Raw genomic sequence first — 12,476 nt, forward strand, 5'->3', positions numbered from 1 at the left:
CCTGCGACAGCTGTTGCGCAAGGGACCGCGTTGACTCATCAAAGGTGCCCGCGTAGGTGAGTCAACGCGGTCCCTTGCGGGCATGACGCGACACCACATATCGTGCCGATGTATCAAGTCGATATATCGGGCCGACGGTTTGCCGTAGCCCGGCTCACCCGGGAGCTGTGATGAGGCGGATCGACTACGACACGGAGCAGTACCAGGACTACGCGCGTGGCCGTGCGCTCACCGAGCAGCAGTCGCAGGCATGGATCAGCGCCTTCGGAGCGGTGCTGCCCGAGCGGCGTCCGCTGGCGGGGCTGGACGTCGGCTCAGGGACCGGCAGGTTCACCCCCGCGCTGGCGCGAGCGTTCGGGCCGGTCACCGGCGTCGAGCCATCGGTTCGCATGCGCGAGATAGCGCAGGCGCAGTCCCGGCATCCCGATGTGCGGTATCTGGCAGGCTCCGCCGAGGACATGCCGGTGCCGTCCGGCAGCGCCGACTACGCTCTCATGTTCTTGTCCTGGCACCACGTCCAGGACAAGCCGCGGGCGGCCCGGGAGTTGGCCAGGGTGCTCAGGCCCGGCGGGCGGCTGCTACTGCGCGCGAATTTCAGCGACCACCATCCCAGGCCGTGGTGGCTGGAGCACTTCCCCCGCGGCTTCGAGGCGGACGCCTCGCTGTTTCAGCCGCTGCACGAGGTCATCGCGATGTTCACGTCGGACGGCTGGCGCGTCGCCGGCTTCGGCACGGTTGCCCAGCCGTCCTCCGGCACCTGCGGTGACATGCTCGAACAGCTGCGCCTGCGCACCCTTTCGTTCTTCGCTCAGCTCGGTCCCGACGAGCTGGAGGCCGGGTTCCGCCGCCTGGAGCAGGCTGTCGCCGCGGATCCCGGGGCGCCGGCGCCTGTCTTTTCTGAGCCGCTGCTCACGCTCGAACGGCGCTAGCGATGCCAACGGCGCCTCAAAGGCGAATACAGCCGCGCGGAGTTGCAGAAGATCATCCGCGATGAGAGCGCGAACGCCGCACGGCGTGAGGCCACCGGGCACAAGCCCGCCGCCAAGATGCACCAGAACACGGCCGACGAGGCGCGCGAGATGCTGCGAAACGGCCACTACGGGCGTAACTCGCACAAGCACGTCTGGCGGTAGGGGGCGTGGCTGAGCTGGGGGCCTTGACCGTGCGTCTGGTGGGCGGCCCGCTGGACGGCATGACCCTGCCCAACCAGCCCCGTACCGACGACCCCGGCGCGTACATGATCGTGCCGGGCCAGAGCTATCGGGCGATCTACGAGCCGGACCCCGACCCGGCCGACCCAGCGATCTGGCGCTACCGGGGCGACATCGGCTGACCCGTCGACACCCCGGCACCACGGAGCCCCAGGCCGATCCCCTGGCCTGGGGCTCCTGCGCGTCCACCAGGAGGCGGGGTCACTGCAGCGCGAGAACGCCCACTTCACCACCCACGCCGGCGAAGCCTTCGGCCTGCCGTCGATCTGGCAGGCGATCCAGTGGTGTGGCGCCGGCCGGCTCGGCCACGGCGTCCGGATCATCGACGGCATCGCCTTCTCCTCCGGCGGCGAGGCCGAACGCTGAAAGCCTGAGCGTCAGGCGCCCCGGCGTACGTACTGGTTGTATTGGTGCGCGCTGAAAGCGAAAGACTGCGTCCCGACCTGCAGATGCAGGTAGACCAGCCTTATGTGCTTGCGGTCGGTGCGGGTGAGGTTTCCGAAGTTGGTGCCGTGGGAGCCGCAGCCGTTGGTGTCCGACCTCCAGGCGCTGGACCCGTCGGTTGAGTCGGTGTACACCCAGACAAACCGGGCCCTCACCGGAGCGTTGTCGCCGGGACAAATGTCGCGCACCGTGAAGTTCCGAACGACGACCCTCGTCCGGCTGGTGAAGTCGACGGTCGCCCGGACGGACCCGCCACCGAGGTCGCGGTAGGGGGGCACGCTGGCGGAGGCCACTCCGTCTCTCGCCTGCGCCGGGCTTGCCACCAGCAGCCCGCTCAATACTGCGATGCCCATCACGGCGCCCAGAATGCGTGTCTTCAACAGTCCTCCTGCAAGAGATGTTGCGGTTGGTTCGGTTGGCCGTGGAGCGTGCGCTTCAGCGCTTCAGCGCTTCAGCGCTTCAGCGCTTCAGCGCTTCAGCGCTTCCGCGTGGCCGGCGGGGGGATGTGCGAGGTATCGCCTCGTGGCGGATCGCGACGAAGAACGGCGATCGATGGTGCGGGGACCGCCCTGCCTGAGCGTCAGGTCTCGAAGGTGAACGTCCCGCGCAGGACGGTGCCTCGCCCGCTCCAGTAGCTCTCGTAAGCGGCCCGGTAGGTGACGTTGTCGAAGCCGGGGAGCACCGCACAGGTGGCGCCGGGGTGCCGGATGTTGTCGTCTCTGATGACGATGGGCTTTCCGATCACACCCGGGCGGGTCAGGGTCACCTCCACCCAGGCTGTCCCTGTGGTGTCATCCGCCCGGACGCACAGCTCGTTCGTGGGATCGGCGTAGCGGACGATCCCGTCTCCGACATCCCGGTGAAAACTCGCCGCCAAGGCCGGTTGCGCGAGAATGACGCTCGCCACCGCGACAGCGACGCCGACGGTGACCGTTTTGATCGGGTTCATCGTTCTTCCTTTTCTCTCACGGAGATCAGCCCTCCGGAGCGCCTGGCGCCAGGGGGTGGAATACGGCCTCCAACGAGGCTTCGTCTAGTCACTGCGGTTGGTGCGCAGAAGCTTCACGTTGGTGACCTTGACCTGGTAGCTGCCGCCACCGGCGACGTCGGTGATCTTCGCCCGCGCTCGGAAGGTGTCGGCGGTCTGGTCCCACACGACGGTGGCGCAGCGTTTGACCTGGGTGCCGTAGCACTTTCAAACCCAATCGCTTGTTGCGGACGCGGGCGACGGGGTGATGAGGATCGACGCGCCAAGCGCCGCGGCGACCAACGCGCCGGTGGTGCGGAACATGTGACTCTTCTTTCTCTGGCCTCGCCCACAGACCTTAAGATCGTCGCGGGCTTCGGACTTTGTCATTCATGCAGAGAAATTTGTCAGTAGTGCACCGCCACACGTTGACTCCGCATCAGGCGAGCGCCCTGCGTGTGCCCGTCGAAGCCGTAAGGAGCTTCTGCGCCCCGCATAGCCACTCGTCGAGGACCTCTTCGACGGGAATGTCCTCGGGCCGCCAACGGGTGCATCACGAAATCTCCGGCATAGACAAGATCGGCCCGCAAGCAGCCAGGCAGCACACCACCAGTCTGCTCACCGAGCCGACCGCTGGATGACCTACGTGCCTAACATGCCTGACTGAGCATCAACCCGCTGACCAGCCTGAATGCTCAACAACCCAAGATAACGGCGGACGTCGAGGCCGGGGTTGAGGAACCTGGGAACAGCCGTTGGCAGGGCGACACCGAGCTGGACGGCGAAGCCGAGCCTGTTGTGATCTCTGCGCTTGCTCTCGATCGCCTCTCGGTCCGCGTCATCGAGGAAGAAGTACTTCTCCAGCTGCGTGTGGGCGCCCCCGGAAACGAAGCGAACCCAGCAGCCTGCTCATCCGACAAGAACTCGACCGGCACCGCGAACCTCCACCAGGTCTATGACAAGACCTCCGAAGGTTCTGGCAACGATCACTGACCGGTCAAACCAGGAATCACCAGGACAAACGCTTAGCGCACGATCCGGTTCCGATGTTCCTCAGACCCCCTGCCCGTGCTGGGTCGACGGGCAGGTACGCGCTCATCGCGGCATGTGCGATCGTGCGGGTCAATGGTCATCGTCTCCAGAACAGGAGATGAGTGACTCCGCTGGGACTCGGTACTGTCTCAAGGTGGAAGCGGTCGAGCAGATCGGTGTGGCTCTCCCACAGCCGTTCGCCTCGACCGAGGTCGACGGGCGCGACGGCGATGTGCATCGTGTCGACCAGGCCGGCCTCGATGAACTCGCGGACGGTGGCGACTCCGCCGCCGAGGCGCACGTCCCGGCCGTCGGCGGCCCGCTTCGCGCGTGCCAGCGCCTCGGCTGGTGTCGCGTCGAGGAAATGGAAGGTGGTGTCGGCCAGGGTGAAGGACGGGCGTTCGTGGTGGGTGAGCACGAAGACCGGTGTGTGGAACGGCGGGGTGTCTCCCCACCATCCCTGCCACTCGTGGTTCTCCCAAGGGCCACGCTGGGGGCCGAATTTGTTACGCCCCATGATCTCCGCTCCTATGTTGCGGGTGTGGTCGCGGGTCAAGTAGTCGTCCAGGCCGCGAGTGCCGCCGGGTTCGGTGCGGGTCACCCAACTGGCGGTCGCGCCCGCCCAGGACCACAGGGGGGTGGGGTCTGCGTGGCCGAAGGGCCGGTCCAAGCTCTGCCCCTCACCGGCACCGAACCCGTCCCGCGACACGTTGAAACACTGCACCCTCAACAGCTGCGACATGCATCCTCCTTTGGGAGCTGACAAGCGACTTCTAACGGAACGCTCAGGCCAGGCGCCCCTTCGGGGAGGTAGTCGGAACAGCGGGGAGATTCTTGCGGCCCGGTACCGCAAGGATGCGCCACCGGCGCCTCCCGGCTCGCATTCCACCAGGTAGTAGCCGCTTGAGTGCTCCTCGGGTTCAGCCCGTACCTCGCTCGTCGCGCTGCTGCCGGACGCCGCCACCGGCCTAATGACCGACCACTCGACCAACCGATCAAGGAGGCACAGCATGCTGGTTCAGCCGTGGGACGCGAGCCTGGACGAAGCCGAATGGCAGGCCTGGATCGCCGAAGGCCACGATTTCGGCCAGCTGGCCGTCAACGGCCTGCCCGGCCACCCGCCCATGGTCGTGCCGACCCACTTCGCCTGCGACGGACGCGACCTGCTCATCCACCTCGCCCGGCCCAACCCGGTATGGGCGGCGATCGAACACGACCCAAACGTGATCTTCACCGTGATCGGCGACTACGCCTTCATCCCCGGCCCCTGGCGCGCCAAGGCCGGCACCCCGCCCAACGATGGCGTCCCCACCAGCTACTACGCGGCCGTCCAATTCACCTGCCGCGCGAGCATCATCGACGGCCCCGAGGCCAAAGCCGATCTGCTGCGCCGCCAGCTCGCCCACTTTCAGCCCGACGGCGACCATGCCGCCGTCGTGGTCGACGAACCTCCCTACGGCCGGTTGCTCCCCGGCATCCGCGGCCTGCGCCTGGAAGTAACCGACGTCCTGGCCAAGTTCAAATACGACGACCACAAGCCCATCGAGCACCGCGCCGCCGTCGCCGACCACCTCGCCGAACGCGCCCAGGGCCTCGACCTGCCCACCGCCCGCCAGCAGCGGCGGCGCACCGACCGCATCGGCCCCTGGACACCCTGACCACCTGCCAGCCCGCACGCACGAAACGGAGTCCTGCCATGACCGTCTTCCGCCTCGCCGACGCTGTCGCCGACGCCTTCCCCGACACTCTCATCGCCCTGATCACCGCCACCGGCTTGCGCGGCCACGAGCCCTGGCCCGACACCCTGGCCGTCCTGGAGGAACTGGAGCAGCAACTCGCCGGCGGCGCCTGGCAGCCCGCCGACGAGACCGACCCCCGCATCGAGGCCTGGCACACCGCCTACCGATCCTTCGGCACCAACCCCCGCCGCATCCGGCCCAGCGTCGACGCGCTCGGCCGCCGCCTGGCCAAGAAGGGCACCCTGCCGCGCATCAACCCCGCCGTCGACTCCTACAACGCCGTCTCCGTCCGCCACGGTCTGCCCGCCGGCGCCTTCGACCTCGACCACGTCACCGGCGACGTCCTCATTCGCCACGCCGACGGTACCGAGGCCTTCACCCCGCTTGGCGAACCCGACACCGTCGAGAACCCCAAGCCGGGCGAGATCATCTACGCCGACGGCGCCGGTGTCCTGACCCGCCACTGGAACCACCGCGACGCCCACCGCACCCGCGTCACCGAGGACTCCACCCACGTCACGTTCGCCCTGGAAACCCTCCACGCCACCCGCGACGGCCACCTCCTCAAAACCGCCGCCGAGGAACTCCAGAGCCTGCTCACCGGGCACACCGAACAGACCGCCGTCCACTACCTCAGCCCGGCACAACCCGAGGCCACCACCTGAGACCCAGAGGCCTGACCGGCATCGGAGCGATATTCGCCCGGCTGAGGAGGCGGGCACGTCAAAGCGCCTGCGCCGGGCCTGGGTCTGGTCACGCTATGGGGGGTCAACGCACAGACCTCATGCCCCTCAGGATCGGCCATGACGACCCGGCTGACCCCGCGCCGGCCGATGTCGATTCGACTTGCTCCGCCGCGGGTGAAGCGCCGAAGTACCTGTCCGGCCTCCGCCGTTCCGAGCCGCGAGCGCGGTCGCGCGTTCCATATCACTCCAAGGGTAGTAGTTGACTTGTAGTACTCTATATAGAGTGGTATAAATGGCGACCCAGGAGAGACAGTGATCCGACAGAACCCCGCACGACGGGCGGCGCTCCTCGACGCGGCCATCGAGGTCCTGGCCCGCGACGGCGCGCGTGGACTGACCTTCCGCGCCGTCGACGTCGAGGCTCGGGTGCCCAACGGCACGGCCTCCAACTACTTCAGCAACCGCGACGACCTGCTCACCCAGGTGGGCCATCGTTTCTATGAGCGGCTGGAGCCGGAGCCGGGCGTGATGGCCGCCGTGCTGGAGGGTCCACGCGATCGCGACAGGGTCACCGAACTCATGCACGAGCTGGTGGCCCGTGTCAGCCACTTCCGCTCCGGATACCTGGCGCTGCTCGAACTGCGACTGGAGGCCACCCGCCGTCCGGAACTACGCCGCCTGCTCACCGAGCGCATCCGCGCCGACGTCGACACCAACATCAGCAACCACATGGCGTCCGGCCTGCCCGGCGACGCGACCACCGTGGTCCTGCTCTACCTGGCGCTGAACTGGCTCATCCTGGAGCGCCTCACCCTGCCCGACATCTTTCCCGAAGACCAGATCAACGATCTGGTCACCGACGTGGTCGAACGCATCCTGCCCGGTCCCGGGCGCTCGGCCTGACGCCGCCTCGCCCGGACGGCTTCCCGGAGGTCGTGCCGAATGTCCCGAGGTCAAGGCTCAGATCCTCGACGCGATGGGCAGGATCGGGATCTCGCCGGCCGCGGTGGCCAACGCCATTGCCTTCGCCATCCAGCAACCCGGACGGTGTCGACGTGGGTGACATCGTCGTCCGTCCCACCGCACAGGCTTGAGATCCGTTCGCCGTGACTAAGCCCGGAGGGGGAGAGCGGCGAGCGCGGCGACCAGGGGGGCGAGTTCCGGCTGCTCCTCCACCTGCCGCAGGGCGCGGGCCAGCGAGTCGTCGTGGGTTGGCCGCGCCCGTCGCAGCGCGGCCCGGCCGTCGGCGGTGAGCTCGGTGTAGATGCCTCGGCGATCGTCGGGACACAGGTACCGCTGCAGCAGTCCGCGCTGTTCGAGTCGGGTCACCAGCCGGGTGGTGGCCGACCGGCTCAGCACCACGGCTCCCGACAGCTGGTTCATCCGCAGGTAGAAACCGTCCTGCCGGGACAGCACGTCGAGCACGCCGTACTCGCTCACCGACAGGTCGTGCTCACGCTGCAGCGCCCGTTCGAGCGCGTCCTCGATCCGCGCGTGCAGCGCGGCCAGCGTGCGCCAGCCCTGCGCGCGGGCCTCGGCGGCGTCGTCATCGATCTCCACGGGCACACCACATCTCGTTTGCGAACAACCCCCAGCATGGGGCACTATTGCCCATGCAACATGACGCGTATGCAACTATCGCGGACGCTGCTTATTGCGCATGCTTCAGATCAGTCTACCGGGGAGGGCACTTGACCATAGCCGTGTTCACCGGCGGTCAACGCCTTCCCGCAGCCGGAGGTGGCACATGTCAACGAGCTTGACTTCGAGTGCGGAGCGGCCGGGGGACGACGCCTTGGGGGCGCCCGGGTCCCGGGTCTCTTTTGTCGTTCAGCGTGACGGCCGGGCGGCGACCGCCGAGGAGTTGGCGCCGCTCTCCTTCGCGGGCTACGCCCATTTCACCGCCATGCAGGTGCGTGGAGGCCAGGTCCGGGGCCTCGATCTCCATCTGGAGCGGCTGAGGTCCGCTTCGGTGGAGTTGTTCGGCCGGGCCTTGCCCGACGATCGCGTGCGGTCCTATCTGCGGGCGGCGCTGAAGGCCGGTCCGGCCGACCTCTCGCTGACGGCCACGATGTACTCTCCGGCGGGCGAGTTCACCGTGGCCGGGGCCGAGGTGGAGCCCGAGGTGCTGATCCGTACCGGACCGGCCGCGTCCGGCCCGGAGGGCCCGCTGGCGCTGGCGACGGTGGAGTACGAACGGGTCCTCCCCGCCGTGAAGCATGTCGGCGAGGTGGCCAAGACGTATTTCCTCCGTCAGGCCACCGACCAAGGCTTCGACGACGCCGCCTTCGTCGACCGCCGAGGTCGGCTCAGCGAGGCGTCGATCTGGAATCTGGCCTTCTGGGACGGCACCGCGGTGGTGTGGCCCGTGGCCGAGATGCTGACCGGGACCACGATGGGCATCGTCCGCCGGCGGCTGGATCGCCTTGGCGTCCCCCAGCGCGTCCAGGAGATCACGCTCGCCGATCTGCCCGCATTGGCCGGAGGTGTGGTCATGAACTCATGGACGCCGGGGGTCGCGGTCCATCGCATCGGCTCCGTGCCCTTGCCTGCCGCACCGTCGTTCGTGGAGTTGCTTCACCGGGCCTACCAGGCCGAACCGCTCACCTCGCCGTGAGAAGGTCCCGGCAGGCCGAGACCCTGAACGCGCCGGCTCACGCCGTCCGTCGTGAACGGGTCGGCGCCGTCTCGCGACACGATCCGCGGCCCCGGTCGGCGCTCCGGGGTCGGCGGCGTTCTAGCATGCACGGAGAGTCGAGTACGGAGGCCGTCGATGTCGGACGAGGGTGAGCTGCGGCATTTGCGGCGCTGTGTGGAGCTTGCGGCCGAGGCCCTGGAGAAGGGTGACGAGCCGTTCGGATCGGTGCTCGTCGGCGCGGACGGGACCGTCCTCGCCGAGGACCACAACCGCGTGGCCGCGGGTGACCGTACCCGGCACCCGGAGTTCGAGCTGGCGCGGTGGGCCGCGGCGAACATGACCCCGGCGGAACGCGCGGCGGCGACCGTCTTCACCTCGGGCGAGCACTGCCCGATGTGCGCCGCCGCGCACGGGTGGGTCGGGCTGGGCCGCATCGTCTACGTGAGCTCGTCCGAGCAGTTGTCGGGGTGGCTCGCCGAGCTGGGGGTTCCCGCGCCGCCGGTGCGGACGTTGCCGATCCGCGAGGTCGCGCCGTACGTCGTGGTCGAGGGTCCGGTCCCCGGCCTCGCGGAGCGGGTGCGCGATCTGCACCGCCGCTTCCACGGCTCATCGTGAGGCGGACGGTCATGCGGAAGCGGGCCGCCCGCAGCGTTCGGGTTGCTCGCGATGAACCCGCGCCAACCCTCGCCGCCTGAAGTAGTGACGTGTACGAACCGGGTGGTGTAACTTTCTGGGCCCTCCCCGAACAAAGGAGTTCGACGTGCCCGCAACCCCACAGGAGATCTTCGAACGTTACATCTGGGCCGGGAGCATGACCCGTGACTCCGCGGCGCTGGCCGAGATGTTCACCGCGGACGGCGTCTTCGAGGCGCCGCTCGTCCCGGCGGGACACCCCCTGGCGAGGCGGATGGAAGGGCGGGAGGAGATCCGCAGGGGAATGGCCGCCTACTACGAGTGCGCGACGGGCGACGATCGCCAGGTGGTCGTGGAGAAGTCCAGGTACGTCCTGCACGTCACCGCCGACCCCGACGTGTTCGTCGCCGAGATCGACACCGTGTTCGACGGGCGCGGGGAGGACACGACCATGTCGCTGGTGCAGATCTTCCGGCTCCGCGACGGGAAGATCGCCCTGCTGCGCGACTACTTCGCGCCGGAGCGGGCGATCTGAGCGGACTCTGACGACGGCCCTACGGCGGTTGGCCCTGTGCGACCAGGGCAGCGGCAGAATGAGGTGTCGGCGGGTCACGGCGTGGCGGACCTGCTCTGGGGTCATCGCCCGTGGGAGGCCGAGGCGCCGGCCGCGGGCGCGGATCCGGGTGCAATGGTCCACGGGATCTCTTGGTTGTTCGGTTGGCCGGAGTCGAGTGCTACCTGCGCGCAGCGGCGACCTTGGTCTCGTAGAGGGTTCGTGACGGACGTGATGCCGAGCCGTTGGCCGGCTGGTGATGCATCCCAACCGAGGTAGGCAGCCTCCGGGTGAGTCTCCCGAAGGGCCTGGTGAGCTCCCAGGGCGAGTTCGTCGCTCATGGCGATGATGAGCGCATTGGGGGAGAGCTGGGGTGCGAGTTCTCGCGCTGCCGCGACGCCGTCTCGCTGAGTGTTGCGAGCCACGACAGCGATCGGTGTACTCGTCCAGCTGAGCCCGGCCTGTTCGATGGCGGTGCGGTAGCCACGCAGACGGGCGTCGGTGACGGGAAACGGTGCGCGTGGCGGCAGATGGGCGCCGATCGTCGACATGTGCTCGCGGTTGCGATCGAGGGGGAATGAGATCACTACGGGTGTCCGGCCTTCGCGGAGTCCCTGGGAGGCGACCGCGAGGGCGGCCCGGTAGTCGTCCTGGGTGACACACGCGATCCCCTGGCGGGGTGGACCGCCCTGGATGACAGCGGGGCGGGGGTCGCCGTCGACTGCCGCCAGCACCGGATCATCCTCTGCGGTGGTCCACAACACGAAGCCGTCGACCGCCGCGGACAGCACACGACCGGCATCGGCGGTGTCGCCCCGCGTGGGGATGAACGTGAGGCCCCGGCCTTCCTCGACGCAGACCTCTGCGACCCCGGCCAGGAACTGTGCCGCTTGGGGATCGTCGAAGGCGTATGTGAGGTGCTCGCTGAAGACCACCCCGATCTGTTGCGTTCGACCGGATTTCAGCGCCCGGCCCACGGCATCGGGGCGGTACCCCAGCTCGCTGGCCGCGCGGTGCACGCGATCGCGAGTGGCAGCCGCGACCCGGGCAGGCCGGTTGAAGGCGTAGGAGGCGGTCATGGGTGACACCCCCGCACGAGCCGCCACATCCTTCAGCGTCACGCGTCTGCGGTTAGTCGGCATAGGACCATCCTATTTGTGTAACGTTACACATATGTCGACTGTGATCGCTCGCCCGGCCGGAGTGTTCCGTGCGGCACCATTCCTCGGCTTCGCGGGATTCGGTGCCTTCTGGGGGGTATGGGGTGCCACCCTTCCCCTGCTGCGAGCCCAAGCCGGTGTGAGCGATGCGCAGTTCGGCGTCGCACTGCTCCTCGTGGGCGCCGGAGCTCTGCCCACCATGCTGCTGACCGGGCGGCTCGTCGACGCGCTCGGGCTGCGGGTCGCCGGAGTACTGCTCGCACTGCTGGGCGTCATGGGCGTCGTGCTCTCCGTCGCCTCGGTGAGCTATGCCGCGTTGTGCGTCGGTTTCCTCGCGGTGGGAGCCAGTTCGGGAGCGGCTGATGTGGCGATCAACACGCTGGCGGCGACGGTCGAAAAGTGGACTGGACGCCCCGTCGTGGCCCGTTCGCACGCGGCGTTCTCCGCCACGGTCGCGGTCTCAAGCCTGGGCACCGGCGCGCTTGTCGCAATGACGGACAGCCTGCTGGTGGCCTTCGCCGTGGCCGCCGCAGTCGTCGTGGCTCTCGGTCTGGCCGTCGTCGCCGCGACGCGCTCGGCCCCCGCTCGGGACGCTGTCGCACCAGGGAGCCGGGATGCGCCGACGCACGCCGGTCGCGTGTCCTGGCGGATCGCCCTGCTCGCGATCGGTGCGATCGGCGCGCTGGCATTCGCGTCGGAGAACGCCTACCAGACCTGGGCTGCCGTCCTGCTGACCGACGCGTTCACCGCCTCGCCGGCGCTGGCCGCCGTCGCGCCGGCCGCGTTCGCCACCACGGCCGCACTGACCCGTCTCACCACCGCCACGATCACGTTACGCCGCCCGATCGCCACGCTGGTCGCGGCAAGCATGATCGCCACGACCGGAGGCGTCATAACGGCGTTCGCATCCACGCTGCCGCTCGCGCTGGTGGGCATCATCGCTGCCGCCGTAGGCACCTCGGCGCTCTTTCCCACTCTGCTGTCCTACGGGCTTCGACCCGTCCCCGACGAGTCACGGGGACGAGCCACGTCCGCCATCTCCACGGTCGCCTATCTCGGCTACCTCGCCGGCCCGGCATGTTTCGGCCTGCTCGCTGACGCCACCGGGGTGCAGAAGGCGTTTCTCGGCATCGCTGCCCTGACCGCCGTGCTCCTGGCAACGATCCCGGCACTGTCGGCACTCAAGCGAGCAGGGACCGTCCGCTCCCTCGACGACACGCCGTACTCGATCCGCACCTGACCGGCCCGGACACGCTGCGATCGTCACCGGAGCCGACGGCGGGCTCGGAGACACCATCGGCTGGGACCCGGTAGACGCCGGCCGGCGAAGGGGGGCGGCCCTTTTCTTGCCGGCCGGTCAGCGGCTCCAGTTGGATGTCGGCCTGCGCAGCTCTTCGGCGATGGTCAGCAGTT

Annotated in this window: 16 protein-coding genes and 2 pseudogenes; 11 read left to right on the forward strand and 7 right to left on the reverse strand. The window is 68.6% G+C overall.

Annotation, left to right across the window (positions count from 1 at the left end; genetic code table 11):
• Nucleotides 1-170 precede the first annotated feature (170 nt).
• The 4 genes and pseudogenes from MBA17_RS09165 to MBA17_RS09180 form a co-directional block, all read left to right on the forward strand.
• On the forward strand, nt 171-929 hold the full coding sequence (locus MBA17_RS09165) for a class I SAM-dependent methyltransferase (RefSeq protein WP_238495870.1): 759 nt from the start codon (nt 171-173) through the stop codon (nt 927-929).
• 42 nt (nt 930-971) lie between these two features.
• Nucleotides 972-1,133 (forward strand): hypothetical protein, encoded by a 162-nt coding sequence (locus MBA17_RS09170; RefSeq protein WP_238495871.1) that lies wholly within the window; start codon nt 972-974, stop codon nt 1,131-1,133.
• A gap of 23 nt (nt 1,134-1,156) precedes the next feature.
• The gene (locus tag MBA17_RS09175; protein ID WP_238495872.1) at nt 1,157-1,333 is read left to right on the forward strand and encodes a hypothetical protein; all 177 of its coding nucleotides are present in this window, start codon (nt 1,157-1,159) and stop codon (nt 1,331-1,333) included.
• A gap of 82 nt (nt 1,334-1,415) precedes the next feature.
• Nucleotides 1,416-1,562 (forward strand): annotated as a pseudogene (locus tag MBA17_RS09180) (adenosine deaminase); the annotation flags it as partial.
• A 26-nt stretch (nt 1,563-1,588) separates the two neighbouring features.
• Here the strand turns inward: MBA17_RS09180 and MBA17_RS09185 are convergent.
• The 5 genes and pseudogenes from MBA17_RS09185 to MBA17_RS09195 all read right to left on the reverse strand — a co-directional run bounded on the left by MBA17_RS09185 (nt 1,589) and on the right by MBA17_RS09195 (nt 4,396).
• Nucleotides 1,589-2,035: a Tim44 domain-containing protein gene (locus MBA17_RS09185; RefSeq protein ID WP_238495873.1), complete on the reverse strand. Its 447-nt coding sequence runs from the start codon at nt 2,033-2,035 to the stop codon at nt 1,589-1,591.
• A 200-nt stretch (nt 2,036-2,235) separates the two neighbouring features.
• Nucleotides 2,236-2,604 carry a hypothetical protein gene (locus MBA17_RS09190; protein WP_238495874.1) on the reverse strand — a complete coding sequence of 123 codons (369 nt, stop codon included), beginning with the start codon at nt 2,602-2,604 and terminating at the stop codon, nt 2,236-2,238.
• A gap of 84 nt (nt 2,605-2,688) precedes the next feature.
• Nucleotides 2,689-2,811 (reverse strand): hypothetical protein, encoded by a 123-nt coding sequence (locus MBA17_RS49280; protein WP_274385141.1) that lies wholly within the window; start codon nt 2,809-2,811, stop codon nt 2,689-2,691.
• Between the two features lie 579 nt (nt 2,812-3,390).
• A pseudogene (locus MBA17_RS50320) lies at nt 3,391-3,557 on the reverse strand (DUF4158 domain-containing protein); the annotation flags it as partial.
• A gap of 194 nt (nt 3,558-3,751) precedes the next feature.
• Nucleotides 3,752-4,396 carry a dihydrofolate reductase family protein gene (locus MBA17_RS09195; protein ID WP_238495875.1) on the reverse strand — a complete coding sequence of 215 codons (645 nt, stop codon included), beginning with the start codon at nt 4,394-4,396 and terminating at the stop codon, nt 3,752-3,754.
• Nucleotides 4,397-4,664: 268 nt separating this feature from the next.
• Here MBA17_RS09195 and MBA17_RS09200 point away from each other — a divergent pair, with 268 nt between their 5' ends.
• The 3 genes from MBA17_RS09200 to MBA17_RS09210 all read left to right on the forward strand — a co-directional run bounded on the left by MBA17_RS09200 (nt 4,665) and on the right by MBA17_RS09210 (nt 6,982).
• Complete coding sequence (locus MBA17_RS09200; RefSeq protein ID WP_238495876.1) at nt 4,665-5,312, forward strand: FMN-binding negative transcriptional regulator; 648 nt, start codon at nt 4,665-4,667, stop codon at nt 5,310-5,312.
• A 38-nt stretch (nt 5,313-5,350) separates the two neighbouring features.
• Complete coding sequence (locus MBA17_RS09205; RefSeq protein WP_238495877.1) at nt 5,351-6,058, forward strand: B3/B4 domain-containing protein; 708 nt, start codon at nt 5,351-5,353, stop codon at nt 6,056-6,058.
• 336 nt (nt 6,059-6,394) lie between these two features.
• Nucleotides 6,395-6,982, forward strand: coding sequence for a TetR/AcrR family transcriptional regulator (locus MBA17_RS09210; protein WP_238495905.1), 588 nt, complete (start codon nt 6,395-6,397; stop codon nt 6,980-6,982).
• Between the two features lie 207 nt (nt 6,983-7,189).
• On the opposite strand, the gene MBA17_RS09215 is transcribed toward MBA17_RS09210, so the two are convergent.
• Nucleotides 7,190-7,639, reverse strand: coding sequence for a MarR family winged helix-turn-helix transcriptional regulator (locus MBA17_RS09215; RefSeq protein ID WP_238495878.1), 450 nt, complete (start codon nt 7,637-7,639; stop codon nt 7,190-7,192).
• A 187-nt stretch (nt 7,640-7,826) separates the two neighbouring features.
• On the opposite strand from MBA17_RS09215, the gene MBA17_RS09220 reads away from it, so the two are divergent.
• The 3 genes from MBA17_RS09220 (at nt 7,827) to MBA17_RS09230 (ending at nt 9,885) form a co-directional block, all read left to right on the forward strand.
• The gene (locus MBA17_RS09220; protein ID WP_238495879.1) at nt 7,827-8,696 is read left to right on the forward strand and encodes an aminotransferase class IV family protein; all 870 of its coding nucleotides are present in this window, start codon (nt 7,827-7,829) and stop codon (nt 8,694-8,696) included.
• A gap of 156 nt (nt 8,697-8,852) precedes the next feature.
• Entirely contained in the window at nt 8,853-9,332 is a 480-nt protein-coding gene (locus MBA17_RS09225; RefSeq protein WP_238495880.1) for a nucleoside deaminase, read from the forward strand.
• A 145-nt stretch (nt 9,333-9,477) separates the two neighbouring features.
• A complete protein-coding gene (locus tag MBA17_RS09230) occupies nt 9,478-9,885 on the forward strand; it encodes a nuclear transport factor 2 family protein (protein WP_238495881.1) in 408 nt (135 codons plus the stop codon).
• 101 nt (nt 9,886-9,986) lie between these two features.
• Here the strand turns inward: MBA17_RS09230 and MBA17_RS09235 are convergent, their stop codons facing one another.
• Nucleotides 9,987-11,045, reverse strand: coding sequence for a LacI family DNA-binding transcriptional regulator (locus MBA17_RS09235; RefSeq protein ID WP_274385142.1), 1,059 nt, complete (start codon nt 11,043-11,045; stop codon nt 9,987-9,989).
• Nucleotides 11,046-11,076: 31 nt separating this feature from the next.
• On the opposite strand from MBA17_RS09235, the gene MBA17_RS09240 reads away from it, so the two are divergent.
• Nucleotides 11,077-12,303, forward strand: coding sequence for an MFS transporter (locus MBA17_RS09240; protein WP_238495883.1), 1,227 nt, complete (start codon nt 11,077-11,079; stop codon nt 12,301-12,303).
• Nucleotides 12,304-12,476: the final 173 nt, after the last annotated feature.

It is taken from the genome of Dolomitihabitans soli, from assembly GCF_022213955.1.
Taxonomy (GTDB): domain Bacteria; phylum Actinomycetota; class Actinomycetes; order Streptosporangiales; family Streptosporangiaceae; genus Streptosporangium_A; species Streptosporangium_A soli.

Coding starts and splice junctions, on each gene's coding strand:
- MBA17_RS09240 (WP_238495883.1), top strand. CDS start 11,077: ATGTCGACTGTGATCGCTCGCCCGGCCGGAGTGTTCCGTGCGGCACCA.
- MBA17_RS09190 (WP_238495874.1), bottom strand. CDS start 2,604: ATGAACCCGATCAAAACGGTCACCGTCGGCGTCGCTGTCGCGGTGGCG.
- MBA17_RS09225 (WP_238495880.1), top strand. CDS start 8,853: ATGTCGGACGAGGGTGAGCTGCGGCATTTGCGGCGCTGTGTGGAGCTT.
- MBA17_RS09165 (WP_238495870.1), top strand. CDS start 171: ATGAGGCGGATCGACTACGACACGGAGCAGTACCAGGACTACGCGCGT.
- MBA17_RS09235 (WP_274385142.1), bottom strand. CDS start 11,045: ATGCCGACTAACCGCAGACGCGTGACGCTGAAGGATGTGGCGGCTCGT.
- MBA17_RS09200 (WP_238495876.1), top strand. CDS start 4,665: ATGCTGGTTCAGCCGTGGGACGCGAGCCTGGACGAAGCCGAATGGCAG.
- MBA17_RS09195 (WP_238495875.1), bottom strand. CDS start 4,396: ATGTCGCAGCTGTTGAGGGTGCAGTGTTTCAACGTGTCGCGGGACGGG.
- MBA17_RS09205 (WP_238495877.1), top strand. CDS start 5,351: ATGACCGTCTTCCGCCTCGCCGACGCTGTCGCCGACGCCTTCCCCGAC.
- MBA17_RS09220 (WP_238495879.1), top strand. CDS start 7,827: ATGTCAACGAGCTTGACTTCGAGTGCGGAGCGGCCGGGGGACGACGCC.